The sequence below is a fragment of the Photobacterium sp. 270122K genome (assembly GCF_059941365.1).
In genome coordinates this window covers 216,922-234,642 of sequence record NZ_JBPOEN010000003.1, presented here as the reverse complement: position 1 = coordinate 234,642, position 17,721 = coordinate 216,922, and the positions used below count along the sequence as shown (strand labels likewise).

At 48.3% G+C, this 17,721-nt stretch carries 17 protein-coding genes; 10 read left to right on the top strand and 7 right to left on the bottom strand.

The features are described from left to right. Positions 1-258 precede the first annotated feature (258 nt). Positions 259-1,644 carry a class II fumarate hydratase gene (locus tag ACSF8W_RS07140; protein WP_500846264.1) on the top strand — a complete coding sequence of 462 codons (1,386 nt, stop codon included), beginning with the start codon at positions 259-261 and terminating at the stop codon, positions 1,642-1,644. A gap of 56 nt (positions 1,645-1,700) precedes the next feature. Here ACSF8W_RS07140 and ACSF8W_RS07135 read toward each other — a convergent pair whose 3' ends face one another. Continuing rightward, positions 1,701-2,492 (bottom strand): EAL domain-containing protein, encoded by a 792-nt coding sequence (locus tag ACSF8W_RS07135; RefSeq protein ID WP_500846262.1) that lies wholly within the window; start codon positions 2,490-2,492, stop codon positions 1,701-1,703. 618 nt (positions 2,493-3,110) lie between these two features. Between ACSF8W_RS07135 and ACSF8W_RS07130 the strand changes: the two genes are divergently transcribed. Next, positions 3,111-4,790, top strand: coding sequence for an RluA family pseudouridine synthase (locus tag ACSF8W_RS07130; protein ID WP_500846261.1), 1,680 nt, complete (start codon positions 3,111-3,113; stop codon positions 4,788-4,790). A gap of 119 nt (positions 4,791-4,909) precedes the next feature. Here ACSF8W_RS07130 and ACSF8W_RS07125 read toward each other — a convergent pair whose 3' ends face one another. Together ACSF8W_RS07125 and ACSF8W_RS07120 are read right to left on the bottom strand one after the other, a co-directional pair. Further along, positions 4,910-5,449 carry a hypothetical protein gene (locus tag ACSF8W_RS07125; RefSeq protein WP_500846259.1) on the bottom strand — a complete coding sequence of 180 codons (540 nt, stop codon included), beginning with the start codon at positions 5,447-5,449 and terminating at the stop codon, positions 4,910-4,912. 289 nt (positions 5,450-5,738) lie between these two features. After that, on the bottom strand, positions 5,739-6,047 hold the full coding sequence (locus tag ACSF8W_RS07120) for a hypothetical protein (protein WP_500846258.1): 309 nt from the start codon (positions 6,045-6,047) through the stop codon (positions 5,739-5,741). A 191-nt stretch (positions 6,048-6,238) separates the two neighbouring features. Between ACSF8W_RS07120 and ACSF8W_RS07115 the strand changes: the two genes are divergently transcribed. Then, complete coding sequence (locus ACSF8W_RS07115) at positions 6,239-7,120, top strand: patatin-like phospholipase family protein (RefSeq protein WP_500846256.1); 882 nt, start codon at positions 6,239-6,241, stop codon at positions 7,118-7,120. A 160-nt stretch (positions 7,121-7,280) separates the two neighbouring features. Here the strand turns inward: ACSF8W_RS07115 and ACSF8W_RS07110 are convergent, their stop codons facing one another. Together ACSF8W_RS07110 and ACSF8W_RS07105 are read right to left on the bottom strand one after the other, a co-directional pair. Further along, entirely contained in the window at positions 7,281-7,742 is a 462-nt protein-coding gene (locus ACSF8W_RS07110; protein ID WP_500846254.1) for a dCMP deaminase family protein, read from the bottom strand. A gap of 202 nt (positions 7,743-7,944) precedes the next feature. Next, entirely contained in the window at positions 7,945-9,132 is a 1,188-nt protein-coding gene (locus ACSF8W_RS07105; protein ID WP_500846252.1) for an MFS transporter, read from the bottom strand. Between the two features lie 228 nt (positions 9,133-9,360). Here ACSF8W_RS07105 and ACSF8W_RS07100 point away from each other — a divergent pair, with 228 nt between their 5' ends. From ACSF8W_RS07100 to ACSF8W_RS07090, 3 genes are all read left to right on the top strand, one after another. Next, a complete protein-coding gene (locus ACSF8W_RS07100) occupies positions 9,361-9,777 on the top strand; it encodes a hypothetical protein (protein WP_500846250.1) in 417 nt (138 codons plus the stop codon). Positions 9,778-9,903: 126 nt separating this feature from the next. Then, on the top strand, positions 9,904-10,140 hold the full coding sequence (locus ACSF8W_RS07095) for an RNA recognition motif domain-containing protein (protein WP_428479263.1): 237 nt from the start codon (positions 9,904-9,906) through the stop codon (positions 10,138-10,140). A gap of 170 nt (positions 10,141-10,310) precedes the next feature. After that, on the top strand, positions 10,311-12,095 hold the full coding sequence (locus ACSF8W_RS07090) for a glycoside hydrolase family 36 protein (protein ID WP_500846249.1): 1,785 nt from the start codon (positions 10,311-10,313) through the stop codon (positions 12,093-12,095). A 121-nt stretch (positions 12,096-12,216) separates the two neighbouring features. Here the strand turns inward: ACSF8W_RS07090 and ACSF8W_RS07085 are convergent, their stop codons facing one another. Next, a complete protein-coding gene (locus ACSF8W_RS07085) occupies positions 12,217-12,429 on the bottom strand; it encodes a cold-shock protein (protein WP_500846247.1) in 213 nt (70 codons plus the stop codon). Positions 12,430-13,025: 596 nt separating this feature from the next. On the opposite strand from ACSF8W_RS07085, the gene ACSF8W_RS07080 reads away from it, so the two are divergent. From ACSF8W_RS07080 to ACSF8W_RS07065, 4 genes are all read left to right on the top strand, one after another. Further along, positions 13,026-14,330 (top strand): AAA family ATPase, encoded by a 1,305-nt coding sequence (locus tag ACSF8W_RS07080; protein WP_500846245.1) that lies wholly within the window; start codon positions 13,026-13,028, stop codon positions 14,328-14,330. After that, positions 14,327-14,944, top strand: coding sequence for an HNH endonuclease (locus tag ACSF8W_RS07075; RefSeq protein WP_500846243.1), 618 nt, complete (start codon positions 14,327-14,329; stop codon positions 14,942-14,944). Before ACSF8W_RS07080 ends, ACSF8W_RS07075 begins: the two co-directional genes overlap by 4 nt. A gap of 104 nt (positions 14,945-15,048) precedes the next feature. Continuing rightward, positions 15,049-15,729: a type 1 glutamine amidotransferase domain-containing protein gene (locus ACSF8W_RS07070; RefSeq protein WP_500846241.1), complete on the top strand. Its 681-nt coding sequence runs from the start codon at positions 15,049-15,051 to the stop codon at positions 15,727-15,729. A gap of 58 nt (positions 15,730-15,787) precedes the next feature. Further along, entirely contained in the window at positions 15,788-16,228 is a 441-nt protein-coding gene (locus ACSF8W_RS07065; RefSeq protein WP_500846240.1) for a VOC family protein, read from the top strand. A gap of 198 nt (positions 16,229-16,426) precedes the next feature. Here the strand turns inward: ACSF8W_RS07065 and ACSF8W_RS07060 are convergent, their stop codons facing one another. Further along, positions 16,427-17,716: a hypothetical protein gene (locus ACSF8W_RS07060; RefSeq protein WP_500846239.1), complete on the bottom strand. Its 1,290-nt coding sequence runs from the start codon at positions 17,714-17,716 to the stop codon at positions 16,427-16,429. Between the last annotated feature and the right edge of the window lie 5 nt (positions 17,717-17,721).

Genomic DNA, 17,721 nt, shown 5'->3' with positions numbered 1-17,721 from the left:
ACTCATACATTGTATTATCTGCAATTAGTACACTATGAGTTGTGAATTACATCACGCAATCGCCTTATTCTAACCCATGATACGGTGTCGCTATGCGCCATTGCGTAGATTTCAGCAGAGAAATGACCGAGATCGCACCAGTTTTTTGCCCCTTTCTCCTTTTCAACCAACATCCTCACCTATGATGTAGGTATTCGCATGTGTTAGACACCCCTTCTCCCTGATAGGGAGACAATAGGGAAACAATAGGGAGAGACCATGACCTCTGCATTTCGCACCGAAACAGACAGCATGGGGACAGTCAATGTGCCCAAAAACGCGTTATTCCGCGCGCAAACCCAACGTGCGATCGACAACTTCCCGCTCAGTGGTATTCCCCTGCCTCCGCGGTTTATTCAAGCATTGGGATTTATCAAACAGGCCGCCGCCCGCAGTAATCTCGAATTGGGACTCCTCGAACATGCTACCGCCCACGCCATCATCGACAGTTGCCAAACCATCATCGAAGGGCATCATCTCGACCAGTTCCCGATAGATACGTTTCAAACCGGGTCTGGCACCAGCTCCAATATGAACGCCAATGAAGTGATCGCAACACTCGCCAGCATCCAATTAGGTACAAAAGTCGATGCAAATGATGATGTGAATCGAGGACAAAGCAGCAATGATGTGATCCCCACGGCGATACAAGTGAGCAGCGCCTTGGCCTGTCACACTCTGCTTTTTCCCGCCATTGACCATACGATTGACGTTATCAATACACGCATTGCCGCTATAGGTGATACCGTTAAAACTGGCCGCACGCACCTGATGGACGCCATGCCCATCACCCTTGGGCAAGAATTGGCCGGTTGGCAAACCCAACTGATGAAAGCGCGGCGGGGGATCGAACAGTCCTTGGAAACCGTGACAGCACTGGCACAGGGAGGAACGGCCGTTGGAACAGGCATTAACACGGCGCCGGAGTTTGCCGCCATTTTTGCCAACAATATCTCCATCTCAACGGAAGTAGCGTTTACCGTCAGTGACAATTTTTTCTATAACCTCAGCAGTCAAGATGCCATCGTCGCCCTGTCTGGCCAATTGAAAACCACCGCCGTCGCACTCATGAAAATTTCCAATGACTTACGTTGGATGAATTCGGGGCCTTTGGCAGGCTTGCGCGAAATTGAGCTGGAGGCATTACAGCCGGGATCGTCCATCATGCCGGGAAAAGTCAATCCGGTGATCCCGGAGTCCACCGCCATGATCGCAGCACAGGTGATAGGCAACGACACCACGATTACTGTGGCTGGCCAGTCGGGTAATTTTCAATTGAATGTGATGCTACCGTTAATTGCCCACAATATTTTGCAGAGCATTGAATTGCTGGCCAATGGCCTGACCGTACTGTGTGATAAAGCCCTGGCAACGTTCACTGTACAAGAAACCACCTTACAGCATGCGTTGGCGAGAAACCCAATACTGGTAACCGCATTAAACCCCATTATTGGCTATGCCAAGGCCGCCAATATTGCTAAAAAAGCGTATGCCGAACACCGTAATATTATTGATGTGGCCGCAGAAGAAACAGACCTGACCCACCAGCAGCTAGCCGAATTGCTTAACCCTTATCACCTGACGCAAGGTGGCGTGGCGAAGTAGTGAGTAGTGTTCAAAAACACAAACGTAAAATGAGCTACCATGTCATGGTTAGCTCATTAAGGAAGAGGCGTTAACAGAGCATCGGGCATCGCTCTTCGTGTGGATAGCGGCTTCTGCGGGCAAACAAGTGCAGGGCGACCGGTGTAATACCCTTGCAGTAAATCGGCGCCTAACGCGACGGCAGCCTGAAACGCCCGCTTGTTCTCCACCCCTTCGATCAAAACCTTAGCATTAATATCACGTGCCACCTGTATCGCCTCAAAAATGGGCACTGAATTGCCATCAAGGTGTTGTTGCAATAGGGATTGATCAATTTTAATCAACCCCGGCTTTACGGCGCGGGTACGAAACTCCGACGAGGCATGCGTGCCATAATCATCAATCGCAATTTGCAGCCCCCCTTGGTGCATGGTACGAATGGCATTAACTAGGTTGATATCGTCATCACAATAATGTTCGAGGATCTCGATAAAAATATGATCAGGAGACAAACCTAATTCAAGGATACGGGGAATGAGCAGAGACTGCTGAAAGGCAGGGCTCAAACTGTCGATAATCGCCACTGGGGTCATATTGATGAACAACTTCGAGTTCGGCAGAAAACGGGCAAAGTTTCTTAAGTGAATAACCCGCGCTAAACGATCAATATTAATTAAATGCGATTCGACATTTTGGTAAAGATTGATCACATCGCCAGTGTTCACTAACTCACCGTCTGGCGTATACATACGTACTAACGCTTCATAGGCGTACCGCTCTCCGGTTGGGGTAACGATCGGCTGAAAAGCGCTTTTCAGCAATAAATGATGATATTGAGCACAACATGAACCGTCCTCAAGGCACGTCACATAGTGTTCTAATTCTTGCCTCGTCCTTAATATTTTTTGCACGCGAGATCCAATCCCCCTTGGTTACTAACTAGTCAAAATAAACGCTATTCTTTTGTACAAAAGAGATAATAACGCCAATTCAGTGACACATCACGCTTTATGCAACAAAAATATTACCAAACGCGTTTAATATGACTCATTTTTAAAACAACAAAAAGGGGCGATACTGAAACAAATTTTGTTAAAAAATAATAAAATATTCTAACTTACGTGTGATTTGCGGAATATTTAACCTAACAAGCACATTCAATGCGTTTACATGCGCTTTCCCGCCCGATCATCACCTAGTCTTTACGCCAAAATAATGGCGCAAGAAAAACATTTATCCACCCCAGTCCTATATACGCCAAATAAACAGCACATCCTGCGTTTTGAGCAGCAGAGAGATCCTCTATTGCCCACCATGATCGCCCTCATCACATAAATTATCTCGCACAGTTAATGATCTCTGCCAACGGTCAGGGTAAAATCCCCCGTTTATGTGCCCATCAATACCATTCGATGTGGCGAAACTTGTGACGTATATGCCGCGACGTAGCTGCTGCGCCGCACATACCTGCAACGATAGATCAGCCTATGCATTCCCCGGAACACTGTTTTACCCCGTTTAACGCCAATATTGATGCCTATGCATTACCTGAGCGTTTTAATTTCCCCTTCTATTACGAGCCTCACCCACTGTGTTTGTTGGCGGCCGACGAGTTACAACAACACCTTGCCTCGCAAACCGACTGGCAACATAATTTTGGTGTCGAAGGGGATACCAGCAACGCGATCGGCAAAATGTTTGGGGTACTCCTTGTGCGTAATCCACACGGTGAGATCGGCTATTTATCGGCATTCTCAGGCAAAATTGCCGACCAAAACTTGCTGCCACACTTTGTGCCGCCAGTGTTTGATATGCTCACCGAAAACAGCTTCTTCATTACTGAGCAAGCCGAAATCAATGGCATCAGCCAGCAAGTTGAAGCTCTGACATCGAACCCTGTGGTTATCGCGCTCAAGAAAAGCGTGAAAGCAGACATCCATGCCCGTGATGAAGCCCTGAAAGCGCACCGTGAAAAAATGGTCGAAGCCCGTAAAGTGCGTAAAGCCTTGCGTGAAAACAGCGCGTCAATGACGCCAGAAGATCGTCACGAACTTAAGCAGCGTCTGAGCCATGAAAGTGTGATCGAAAAGCTGCAATTGCGTGATTTGAAGCTGGAATGGGAAGCGCGTATTGGATCAAGTCAAACCGAGCTTGAGGCCCTAACCGCCAATGTTGCCTCGTTAAAACAAGCGCGTAAAAACCGATCATCCGCGTTGCAGAAAAAATTGTTCGCCCAATACCGCTTCCTCAATATCACAGGGGAAGAAAAGGATCTGGGTGATTTGTTCGCAGGTACCACACAAGGTGTTCCACCTGCCGCTGCCGGTGAATGTGCCGCGCCAAAACTGTTACAGTATGCGTTCAAGTGGGGATTCACCCCATTAGCGATGGCGGAATTTTGGTGGGGCACCTCACCCAAATCCGAAATTCGTCGACACAAGAATTTCTACCCTGCGTGTCAGGGCAAATGCCAGCCAATCTTGACCCACATGCTCTCTGGTATGGATGTGGATGCAAACCCGTTGCAACAAAACCCGGCAGAAGGCAAAACTATTGAGATCCTCTACCAAGATGAGGACATGGCGGTAGTGAATAAGCCGGCTGAGTTTTTATCGGTGCCGGGCAAAATGGTGGAAGACTCGGTGTTCCTGCGCATGAAGCAGCAGTTTCCCGATGCGACAGGCCCTTTGATTGTGCACCGTCTGGACATGTCAACGTCAGGCTTAATGGTGATCGCTATCAGTAAGCGTGCCAATAAGAACCTGCAAAAACAGTTCATTCAACGCACCGTCAAAAAGTGCTACACCGCAATGATCGATGGTGTACTGGCCCAAGACAGCGGCATGATCACCCTGCCGATGCGTGGTGATTTGCATGACCGTCCTCGTCAACTGGTGTGTTATGAACACGGTAAACCGGCAGAAACCACCTATGAAGTACTCAGTCGTACGGATAAGTACACCAAAGTTCGCTTGTACCCAAAAACCGGCCGTACTCACCAACTGCGTGTGCACTGTGCCCACAGCTTGGGTCTGAACATGCCGATTATCGGCGATGACTTGTACGGCGTAAAAGCCGATCGTCTGCATTTGCATGCGGAAACGTTGGAGCTGGTTCATCCGATCACAAACGAGCCGATGTCATTCCACGTGGATGCTGAGTTTTAAGCGCGAGCAGCGAAGGCCAGCCTCCCCCGCTCTGGCCATCCATCCACATTGTGCTCAAACAAAAATACCCCATCACGGTTAACCCGTGATGGGGTATTTTTTTATCGGTATCGTGCGTATTACGCGGCAGCCGCCACGGGCTCGTCTTCTTTCTGTGTGATTAGCTTATAAGACATAATGCCGATCACCATCGCTTTGATGATCATCATCTGCGGGTTACCGTAATAACCAACCATGCCCACCACACCAGAGATCAGCATCAATACGCGGTATTTACGCAGGCTGGTCATGTAAATCGCCGCCAGGATCACCCCCAAATCAGCAAACTGGAATGCCACCGCCAGCGTAGGCTCCGCAATGAACGATGACACGGCAAAATACAGGATAGTCGCAATGCCGACACCCATCACCGCCCCCAATGCCATAATCAACTTATGGGAAACCGTGGTGAAGTCTTTCGCGTAACGGTAGGTGTTGATGCTTGCCACTGACAGGTTAAGGATCACCTTCGCATGCCAACCCATCAAGAAAGCCCAAATAATATCATTGGCCGCAGAGCCAAAAGCCGCAAAGCGGGTCGCTTTCATGCTGTTAAACACGGTTAAAGAGATATAAAAAGCAACACTCGTCCAGCCTAATACGTCAACAACAAAATCCATTACAGTTCCCCGAGGGTCATCAATCTTAGGGCTAGATAGTAATGGGGAAATGCCACGTAAACAAGCAAGTTTTCGCTACAAAACAGGCATAAACACTACTTAATGCTTTATGGGTGGCATTTTTTACTGACGCAACAATTGATTACAAAATAACCAATTTGGTATTTTTGATACCATCTCCTTGCTTGTATCACGTAATATCCCCCACAGAGGTAAGGTTATCCACAATTTCTGGGGATAGACTGTGGTTATTCCTGTCTATAAACTCGGCTTTCACCTACGCATTTACCTACGCATGGGGCAAGAAAGCCAGTACATATAAGCACAATGCATTGGAGCCACAAACCACCGCCAGCCAAAACAGTCCTTTGCTGCCCATACTTTTGTCTTGCCGACGTTGTCGCCAGCGGCGTATCAGTTCGCATACACAAGCCAGCACTAAGGCCGCCCCCCCGGCCATGCCTGCATAAAACGCGCATTGCAGCATCAACTGGGTAAACCCGCTGACGCCCTGAGACATAAAGTGGCTCCAGTAATAGAAGGCCCATCCCAATACAATCAGGCTTGGCCCAGTGCCCCACACCACATGCTGTCGCATCCTCACACTCCTTTGTTTAGATTGCCTTTACGTGCATTTAATCACATTAACGGGTTTCCTCAAGCCCGTTTCAAACGCCTTTTTCGTATGATGCATGTTCGGTATTTCCGATTACAGTGATTGCTGAAATGGAATATCCTTCTCATAAAAAGAGGCGTAGTCTTGTCCGGCAACCAGATCCAGAGGTAAGTATGTATTTTGAAAATGGTCGAGCCTTAATTGTTGAAGGCGGCGCAATGCGAGGGATTTTTGCCAGCGGAGTCCTGGATGCTTTCATGGCAGAACAATTCCAACCTTATGACTTTGCCATTGGTGTTTCAGCCGGTGCCTCCAATTTATTGGGATACCTTTCTCAAGCACCGCAACGCAGTTATCGCGTCATTACCGAACTTGCCACCAGCAAAACGTTCTATAATCCACGCCGCTTTTTGCAAGGGGGCGATTTAGTCGATATCGAGTGGTTATGGGAGGCAGCCGATCTGCATTTCCCTATCGATAAAGCCACCCTGTTAGGTAACATTCCGCTATGGGCGACCGTCACCAATGTGCAAAACGGGCGTGCGGACTACTACCGCATTAACAGCGACAACATGAGAAATGCCATGATCGCCACCGCTGCTCTACCCTTCGCGGTAAAAACACCACCGTGCTTTTCTGGCGGCTGTTATACCGATGGGGGCGTGGCCGATTCTATTCCGGTGAAAGAAGCCTATCGCCGTGGGGCGCGTGACATTACGGTAATTTTATCGCACCCGCTCAGTTACCATATGAACCCGGCGAAACACCCGTGGATGATGAAAAAGATGCTGTTCCGTTATCCCGGTATTGCAGATGCACTCATCCACCGTTCCGAGCATTACAACGCAGCACTCGACTTTATCCGTAACCCGCCTGCGGATACCACAGTAAAAGTGCTGGCGCCGCCGGAAGATTTCGACATTAAGCGCTTAACTATGAACAAAGCGCATTTAGATAAAGGTTACCAAATGGGTGTTGAGGCCGGCCAACACCATATGCGTAATTTGCAAGGTTTACATGGTCTTGATGATGAGAACTGCCATTTCTGTTCCTAGTGCCATCTCTGCTCCTAGTAACACTTCTCTTTAATCGTGCCACTTGCGTTTATAGCGGCGTATGTAAACGCGGATAACACAAACAAAAAAAGGAGGCTTTCTCAGCCTCCTTTTTGTTTTTCTCGTTGAACCGTCGATAACGAAACCGTCACCCGCACGATTACTCTTTGCTGTTACTTGGCACCAATTCATCTAACGGCAACCAATTCACCGCCACGCCAGATTGCGCGAACATCTCTTGGCTAACGCGAATTTTATCGCCCCAACGCGAAAGGAAATCTTCCGACTGTTCTGGACAATGCACGGTTGAAATCCCCGTTTGGATAATTTTCGCCGCACAGTTCGGGCAAGGGAAATGGGTCACCCAAATCTCGCACCCCGCCAAATCACGCTTAGCAAACAGAATCGCATTCTCTTCTGCGTGTAGCGTTTTCAACAATTTCATTTCGCGGTCATCCGTATCCGCGCTGTCTGACACACCGTGTGGGTAGCCATTGAAGCCCACAGAGACAATGCGATTACCCTGTGTGATCACCGCACCGACTTGCGTTGAGGGATCTTTACTCCATGACGCGACCAATTCAGCCATCTGAAAAAAGCGCACAGCCCATTTTGAAATCATGTTCTTTACCTTTTTTATTCATCATTAGCGACGCACTGTCGCCCAATCGCCACCGTCCCCCCATGTCAACGGAAAAGACGCACCGGTTAAGCAACAAGAATGGCTACATTTTGCAAAACTTACGCCACAGGCTCAAGTCTTACCACGGAATCACGCACTGAACCGACCTGTTCGGGCAAAAAGTGCTGACGTTATCGCCAACTTAGCGCCAGATCAGGACACGCACTTCGTTGCCTTCTTCCGGATTAGTCGGAATATTCATCGACAACAAGAACGAAATTACCGCCATGCCGGCACCCGCCAAGAATACCGTCGCAGGCGACGTTAGCCACAACACACCAAACGTTACAGGGATCACCACCGCCGCAATATGGTTAATGGTAAATGACACCCCCGCCGTAGAGGCCATGTCTGCTGGATCCGCGATTTTCTGGAAGTAGGTTTTCATGGCCAATGCCAACGCAAAGAACAAGTGGTCAATCACATACAGCGCAGCACCCATTTCAGCGGTTTCCACAAATGCATAACCCACAAACACAAACACCAGACCTACATATTCAAACATCAATGCATTGCGTTCACCCACACGGCCAATGAAACGGCCGATCTTCTTCGCAAATAACCAGTTAAAGAAGTAGTTGGCCAAGAATAGCAGCGTGATATCGGCAGCAGAATAACCAAACTTTTCGACCATCAAGAAGCCAGCGAAGACCATAAAGATCTGGCGACGCGCACCGCTCATGAACGTCAATGCGTAGTACAACCAGTAACGCTTACGCACAACCAGTTTCTTCGTTTGCGGTGTACCCTCTGGAAAACTTGGGAACGCAATCGCCACGAAAATCAACAACAGGAACGCGATTGAGCCCGTGATCAAGTACACCCACTTGTACTCCATCTGAAACTGTTCCAGCATCACCCACAACGCACCGTAGGTACACAACGACGCGAGCGCCCCAACAGAAATCAGCTTACCCAATACTTCCGGCGCTTCATCCTTGTTCAACCACTGTAATGACAACGACTGTTTCAACGTTTCAAAGTAATGAAAACCGATGGACATAATCATGGTGGTTGCAAGCAGGCCAGTCACCGACGGGAAGAACCCCGTAATCGCGACACCCAACGTCAGCATCGCCAACGACACAATAATAAACCGTTGTTCACGGACAAACAGCAGCACAAAGACCGCCGTAAACGCCAAGAAGCCCGGAATTTCGCGTACACTTTGCAGCAAACCGATATCCGCACCAGTAAACGCGGCTTTTTCAATCACGAAGTTGTTCAACAGTGCTTGCCAGCTTGAAAAGGCAACCGGAACGATAATAGAAATAAGAATGAGAAAGTTTTGAGGCGTTCGCCATCCATCGGAGAAACGGTTTGCTAGCATGAGCTGTCCATCTGAAAAGGGGGTAAAAAAGGATTAGCTCGCCAGATTATCAGCATTACATTTAAAGAAAAGAAAATTTACATTTGCAGACAAACACGACTTCTCGACTCTCTTGCATCACATGCACCGCCTATCGGCGGCTTTAATTTACATCCTAATTAGACAATAATATGCGGCTATACGTTGCCAATTCAGCAAGTACAGCTTGATGAAACAGAGTGATCCTACATGTCTAATATCGTTCAATTTTCTGCGTTTAGTGGCAATAAGCAGGCCAGCAACACCGCCTCTTCAACCTCACACAAGCAATCGCCCAAACAAGCACCCGCACCCAGCCCGAAAGCGTTAAGGGAACAGGCCGCCTTGCAGCAAGACAACCGCTGTTATTTTTGTGGTGAGCAGAAAGCACCGAAAGCACTTAACTGGCTGGATAAGACGGGCTTTAAAGCCAAAACACATGTTGTGTGCGGTACGTGCAGCACCGCCGCAAAGTCACGCCCCATGGATGAACTGCGAATAATCCTCGCGCTGAAAGCAATGGATTTCAGAACGGTTAAACTTCAACAGTACCTTGAACTAAGAGAAAAAGGCGTACAGATAGACGGTGTACGTGGCTACAAGTTCTACTTTGAAACCGTTGAGTAATTGGCCGCCTCACGTGCTACTTTAGGCTAATTTCAAGGCTATCAGGCCTTGGTTTCAGTAATTCCTTGGTTTGGGCAGACTAACCTGAGACAATCGTACGGTAACTTTTATATCAAATGGTTCTCTATGAAACTTTTAGTTCGTAATCTTGCTCGCACAACAACTGAACATGAAATCCGTGATCTGTTTTCTGCCCACGGTGCTGTTGCTGAATGCACCCTTGTTTTAAACCAAGACACGGGGAAATCAAAAGGATTCGCTTTTGTTGAAATGCCGGACGAGGCAGAAGCCCAAGCAGCGATTGCTAGCCTGAACCTAACTGCTGTAGCGAAAAGCAAAATTCGCGTCAAGCAAGCAGACTAACCACGTCATTAAGCATGATGAAAGCCAGCCACTCTGTGCGCTGGCTTTTTTATTGCGTAAAAAACGTGACACAAAGTGAAGAAATAAACGCCGACTCACAGATGGTGTAAACGATTCCATGATTTAATCCAGCCGACGCAACAGGCGTCTGCTTTTGAATGAGTCATGTTATGATCCAAACAGTCATGTTAGAAAATGGCTGCACTGTAGAGTGCCTGCAGCCGAATGTGTCCTATGACATCAACCACAATGAATTAGCCCTGCGTTTTCATGGTAAAGACCACAGTAGCGATAGCCCGTTTCTTCCTGCAGGTTACCTTATTGCTTCCATTCCCTATACGGTAGACCCCAATGCCAAACTGATTGGCGACGGCTTCCAGATGCTGGCTCAGACCGCAGGCACGGTCAGTCAACAGATTGATATCGGTCGCTGCCCCGACAATAACGACAGCTACCGTCTCTATCCACACGATGCCCCAAAGCGCTTCTACAACACCTTGGTGTTTGAACAAGCCAGCGGCTACACCTTGTTTGGTTTCACAACGTGCCATCGCTTTGCGGGGTACTTTGAAATTGCCACCACTGCCGCAGGTACGGCCATTCATGCTTACCTTGATGGTGAAAATAGCCCGATACCATGCTGGGAAACCGATCAGCTTGAAAACGTTTGCATTCTAACCGGTGATTCACTGGCCACGCTTTATGGTCAGTATGCCGCACTGATCCAAGCCCACCACCCTCGCCGTTCTGGCGTCACACAAAACGCACCGGTTGGCTGGTGTTCATGGTATGCCTACTACGCCGATGTGACTGCACAGAACATCCAGCAAAATGTCGCGGAGATGCACGGTGATCTGGATGATATTGAATGGGTGCTGCTCGATGACGGCTATCAAGCCTTCATGGGGGACTGGCTCACCCCGTCAGACAAATTCGCCGGTGGCGTTAAAGCGTTAATTCACGCCATTAAAGCACAAGGCAAAAAGCCTGCTATTTGGATGGCGCCTTTCATCGCTCAACCCGAATCTGAGTTATTTCAAAAGCATCCCGACTGGTTTGTGAAACACCGTGATGGCACCTTACTGAAAGCGGAAGACATCACCTATGGCGGTTGGCGCTGTACCCCGTGGTATATTTTGGATACCTCCCACCCTGAGGTACAGGCGCACCTGACCCATCTGGTAAAAACCATGCGTGAAGACTGGGGCGTCGAACTCTTCAAACTGGATGCCAACTACTGGGGTACCCTTAAAGGCGTGCGTTATCAGTCGGGCGTGACTGGCGTACAGGCCTATCGCATGGGCATGGAAGCCATTGCGGCAGGTGCAGGCGATGCATGGCTGCTGGGCTGTAATGCACCGATGTGGCCGTCACTGGGTTTAGTGGATGCCATGCGAGTCTCAGATGATGTTGAGCGCCACCCACACCGCTTTGAACAAATCGCCAAAGAGACCTTTTATCGCGCCTGGCAACATCGCCAGCTGTGGCAAATTGACCCTGATTGCGTCACGCTGACTTCGCTACCTGATCAAGCGACCGATGCCACCAGCTACCATTTCCACCGTACCGCCATGCTGGCCTGTGGGGGTATGTTGCTATCGGGCGATCCTTTACCTACGATCACCTCGTTTGCCAAAACCAGCTTCACCCAGCTCATTGCTCGACAAAAACTGAGCCAGCAAACCGCGACCTTTAGCTCGCTCGATCTGTCCCATGCCCAGCTGCCCTTGCCGGAAAACCGTGTACTCCACTGCTTGTTTCACTTCAATCGCGATCATCAAACATTCACGCTAACAGCACCGCAGCCTGCACACTGGTATGACTATTGGAGCGGTGAACAACTGAGCCAAAGCCCATGCACGCATTTTGATGTAGTGTTTGAATCTGTTTGCGAGACCGCTTCTGAGATTGACCGAGCGCCAAGCGCTCGTGCGATTCTCTGCCGCGCCGAATAAGCGGCATTAAAAACACAAAGGGCGACCACATTACGGTGGTCGCCCTCTGTCATCGTCAATGTGTCATGGCCTAAAAAAGCAGGCCATCGCCAGCATTTTCTTATTTATCATCTTGGATAAATTATAAAACGACAACATTCACAGCTTGAAGACCTTTTGGTCCTTGCTCTACGTCGTAAGACACTTTTTGGCCTTCAGAAAGAGCCTTAACATCGTCAGAAGCGATGGCACTGACGTGAACGAAGACATTCGCAAAACCGGTGTCTTGCGTTAGAAAGCCAAAGCCTTTCTCTTCGTTAAACCACTTCACTAAACCCGTTGCTTTGTGAGACATAGGTATCCCTTAACGTTAAATTGATGAACATGAGCATTGATACAATGCGATGTGCTAAGAGTTTGAATTATTGAATGTGACGATGAAGCGAAGGGAAACACTGAGGATTACAACAAAAATGCAGCTATTCAAAGAGTTTTACTTTTACTTGATGGTTCATTAATAACCCTGAACAGCAGAGCGGCGGTATTATTCATCTAAAACGAATGGTTGTAAACAAGTGGATTTAACACGCTGAATATAAAGGATTTAACAACAAAAACAGATTCACATCAGAATCACGGGGATGACTATTGGAGCGGAGAGCCGCTGACCCAAAGCCCTATCACACATTTCTATGGGAGTGTGTAAGCCCATTTGCGAAGTCGCTCCTGAGGCAGGCCTTGCCGCCAAGCGTATATGTGATTCTCTGCCGTGCCGAATAAGCGACGTTAAATAGATAAACAGAGAGCAACCATATGTAAAAGGCAAGTGGAGCCAAAAAGACAACGAATATTCGTCCTGATGCCCCCCCCCCATATCAAAAGTATCTTACTGTTAAACCTTACCCTCAGCATGTTAAACTATCGCCAGATCAAACAAATTGGTATCCATCAGTGAAAATAGAGACACTAAAACTAACCAACTACCGCGCCTTTGAAGAGCTTGAACTAATATTCGATCCTAAGCTCACCGTGCTCATTGCTCGTAATGGCCAAGGTAAGTCCAGTGTTCTCGATGCTATAAGTACGAATTTAGCCGCATTTCTTACTCGCTTACCGGGAGTATCTGGTAGCAATTTCAAAGAAGCTGATTTTAGAGTTAACGAAAAGGGCGATAAGCCCCCGTATATGCGTATCTACTGCCGAACAGTAGAGGGCATTGAGTGGGATCGCACAGAAAAAAGAGATAAAACAAAAAAAACTCAATCACAAATCCCTAATAGCATCGGTTTAAAGCACCTAAACGAATTTGTCGATACCTTTATCGATGCTCAGAATGAAGGTGAAAAGTACCAATTACCATTATTTATACACTACGGCACAGGTCGTGGTGTATTTGATATTCCACAACGAAAACGTTCGTTTGGTAAAAGCTTTCCTCGTTTTGAAGCACTTTCAGGCGCGTTGGAAAGCAGGACTAACTTCAAGCGCTTTGTCGAGTATTTCTACTTTCTTGAAGATGAGGAAAATAGACTTCACAAAGAACACCGCTCATTCGATATCGAATTACCAGAGCTAAAAGCGATCCGAAACGCAATCGGACGTATTTTACCTCAATTCAGTAATCCTCGCACAATCGCACCCGCAGGTTTGATGTTCGACTGGTTACAGGGTGATATTGTTAAACCTCTAAAAATTGAACAACTCAGCGATGGTTATCGTACGACTCTTGCCATGGTTATGGATATCGCAGCAAGAATGACAGAAGCCAACCCCGAAATGAATGATCCGCTAAATACAAGTGGAATTATCCTCATCGATGAAGTTGACTTGCATCTTCACCCTGAATGGCAGCGTGACTTTCTACCTAAGTTAGTTAATGCTTTCCCGAATATTCAGTTTATCGTTACAACTCACTCCCCATTTATTATCCAATCCGTTGATGATGGAAAACTTGTGGATCTTGATCACTGTACAACTGAATCACGCTATCAACCCGGTAAACCTCTCAGCGTCGAGGACATCACGGAAGAAGTCATGGGCGTTGAAGGTGTACAGCGCAGCGCCAAATACAATCAACGCATGAAGTTAGCGGAAGAATATTATCGTTTGTTAGATAGTGGTCACAATCCTAATTCTGAAAAAGTAAAACAGATTGAATCCCGCCTAGATGAGATAGAAGAACAATTTGGCGATAACCCTGCTGAAACTGCATTGCTAAAATCCGAGCGTCGAGCCAAAAACAAGGGGGATAAATGAGACCAGTAATACGTCCCCCCTTCAATGGCATCAAATATAAAGAATACAAAAGCTTCCTAACGACACTATTAGAAAGCTTTGGCAACTATTGCTCCTACTGCGAACGACAGGATAAACTCGATGTTGAACACGTAGCGCCAAAATCCAAAAATCCAGATTTAGAAACTGAATGGAGTAACTTGCTGCTCGGTTGCCCGCGTTGTAACCGCGATTTCAAAAAATCTCACAACGACAATCGTAATGGCTATGTATGGCCTGATACGCAAAACACCTTTACTCTTCTCTCCTATTATGAAGATGGAAGAGTAAAAGCAGCTACAGGCTTAGCTCAAAATATCAAGAAAGCGACTGAAAATACTATTAAATTAGTTTGTCTAGATGACGGCGCACAGCCACAACAAACGCTTAATTTGGCAAGAAAACGGAAATTCAAAGTCGCAAAAATGGCTAAGATCAAATATCTTGAAGGTCACCAAAGCCTACAAGAAGTGTTAGATCAAGCAGAAGAAGGCCTCTGGTCTGTTTGGTTTACCGTTTTCTATGATATAGAAGATGTAAAGCAGGCACTATTAGCGATCGATGCCTATCCGAATACATACATTGATCATCGTTAAGCACTAGACTATTGTGGTTTAATGATCTCGCCCCCTCCCTCCTTCTTCTCCCAACTATACTTTCCCTGACTTGCACGTTATGCGCATAAAGAGGAAGGAATACGATGGCAAAAGCACTGATGGTTCTCACCAGCCACGCGGCAATGGGCAATACTGGTACACAAACGGGGTTTTGGCTGTCTGAACTCACCCACCCTTATTATGCGCTTGTCGATCAGGGTATTGAGGTTGATATTGTCTCGGTGGCGGGCGGTGAAACCCCTGTCGACCCAAAAAGTTGGGATGAAGAAGACGAATACAATGCCCGCTTTCTGGCCACACCTGAATTGGTGGAATGCCTCAAGCAAAGCGCATCCATCAACAGCGTGATGCCTTCCCATTACGATGCGGTAATTTATGCAGGTGGTCACGGCACCATGTGGGATTTTCCGGATGACGAACACATTCAACGCGTCACGTTAGCCATTTATGAAAAAGGGGGAATTGTCGCGGCCATTTGTCATGGCCCCGCAGCGTTAGTGAACCTGCGCCATCCCAATGGTGACCACCTAATTGCCAACAAACAGGTGACGGGGTTTACCAATGACGAAGAAGATGCGGTGGGGTTAACAGGCGTGGTGCCCTTTTTATTGGAAGATGCGCTCAAAGCTGCCAATGCGAACTTTTCACAAACTGCCATGTGGGGAGAACATGTGGTGGTGGATGGTCAACTGGTCACGGGACAAAACCCACAGTCGGCCATTGCCGTCGGACATGCGGTCGCCCGTTTACTGGTAAGCAATTGATGGTAATATCTCTACCTAACAGATACTTTGCGATAATCACTCTCTCACAGGATGTATAATGGAATATCTACATACCATGGTACGCGTTAGCGACCTTGATGCCTCTTTAGATTTTTACTGCAACCAACTGGGCTTGGTAGAAACCCACCGTAAAGAGAGCGAGAAAGGCCGCTTTACGCTGGTTTTTCTGGCTGCCCCTGGCGATGAAGCACATGCTCGCACCCACAATGCGCCGTTGATTGAGTTAACGTACAACTGGGATCCTGAAGCATACACCGGCGGCCGTAACTTTGGTCACCTTGCGTTCCGTGTTGATGACATTTATGCCCTGTGCGAAAAAATGCAAGCGGGCGGCGTGACCATTAACCGTCCACCGCGCGACGGCTATATGGCCTTTGTTCGCTCACCCGATGGTATCTCTGTTGAGCTGCTACAAAAAGGCGAAGCCTTAGCACCAGCAGAACCGTGGGCATCCATGGTGAATACCGGCGAATGGTGATACCACAACCACAGTGACACCGCTTTTAGTGACACTGCTTTTAATGACACAGTTTTCAGTGCGCCATCACAGGCGCACTGTTGTTTTTGGACACACTTCAGCCCTGCTTCTTACTTTCCTCGCCTCTGATTTTCTTGCCCTTCCTCGAAACGCGTTCCTAGCCCTCGAAAACTCGCCCTTAGAAACTCGCTGCTATCTTTAAAAATAATACGTTAACCGTGCGGTCACCATATCATCACGGCGGAAAACATACGTTGGGTCGGTGACCTCATCGGCCTCAAAGAACCACGCATTAATGTGCCATTTCCACGCATCATTGAAACGGCTTGATGCTTCAATCCGGCCTGTGCGCGATCCGCTGTCCTCCAAATCCTGACTGATGCCCATCAACACTTCCGTGCCCGCCATGTCATTGAACACCCAGCGCATGCCGACAAACAGATCGTTTTGTCCCACCACAGGCGCCTCACTGCCACGACTGTCATACAAGTATTCCCCTAACACGCCCACGTCCCATGCTGTGTCACCCATCCCGATATCGACGCCAATGAAGGTATATTCAAACCCGCCGGTAAAAGCGGTGTGGTCATCCTCACTCCAGCGCCGCAGGGCTTCGGCTTTCCACAGCCATTCCCCCCACAACACTTGCAAATCCATGCCCACTTGATCCATTTGCGCGTAGAACGGCACTAAGGAATAAATGGGATTATCCCCCTCTGAAGGCGAATCAAGGAAATACGGATCGCGATTGGTGCCATGAAAATAGCTTAATCCCAGATCCCAGATCGATCCGCTTTGGCTGTAACGCAGTGCCGTATCCACATGCTTTTCTTCACGGCTGGACGCATAGCGCGCATGGTCTTGATCAACCCCAGGTACGGTGAGTCGCCCGTCGTTGCCTGCAAAGGTGCGCTCCCGAAAATACGGTAAAACAAAGCCTTCAAACGCGCCCCATTCACTGAAATAGCTGAGTTGTAACAGCGGCTGTCCTAGCTTTTCTTCCCCATCGACAGATTCCACAGCATCGGTTTGGTTGATCACATCCACCAGATGTTGAGATTCTGTCACGCCCCAGAACACCTTGCCGATCCCGGCACGAAACTCCCAGTTACCGTTGTAATACAGGTACAGCGCTTCTCGAATGTCAGCGTGGGTACGTTCGTCATCCATCCCATCCCAGCGAACGAAGGGCGTAAAGGCAAAGCTGGATTCTCCGCCTTGACCGGCCCCTGATTCAGACGCTGCCCATGGCAAAACGCCCTGCCAATCCCAATACCATTGGGGCTCTACCACCAGCGAGGGCTGAGCGGTATCTTGCCCTTCAGTGCCCGTCTGGAAAAATTGCCGATACTCAACCGCCACACTGCCACGCAATTCAGTGGCCTGCACACTCGGTGTACAGGCCAACAGCGTGAGCAGCAGCGACACGTTACTCCGCCACGTTACCCACGGTATTTCGCTACGTTTATCTCTTCTGCTTGTCATCATCGACG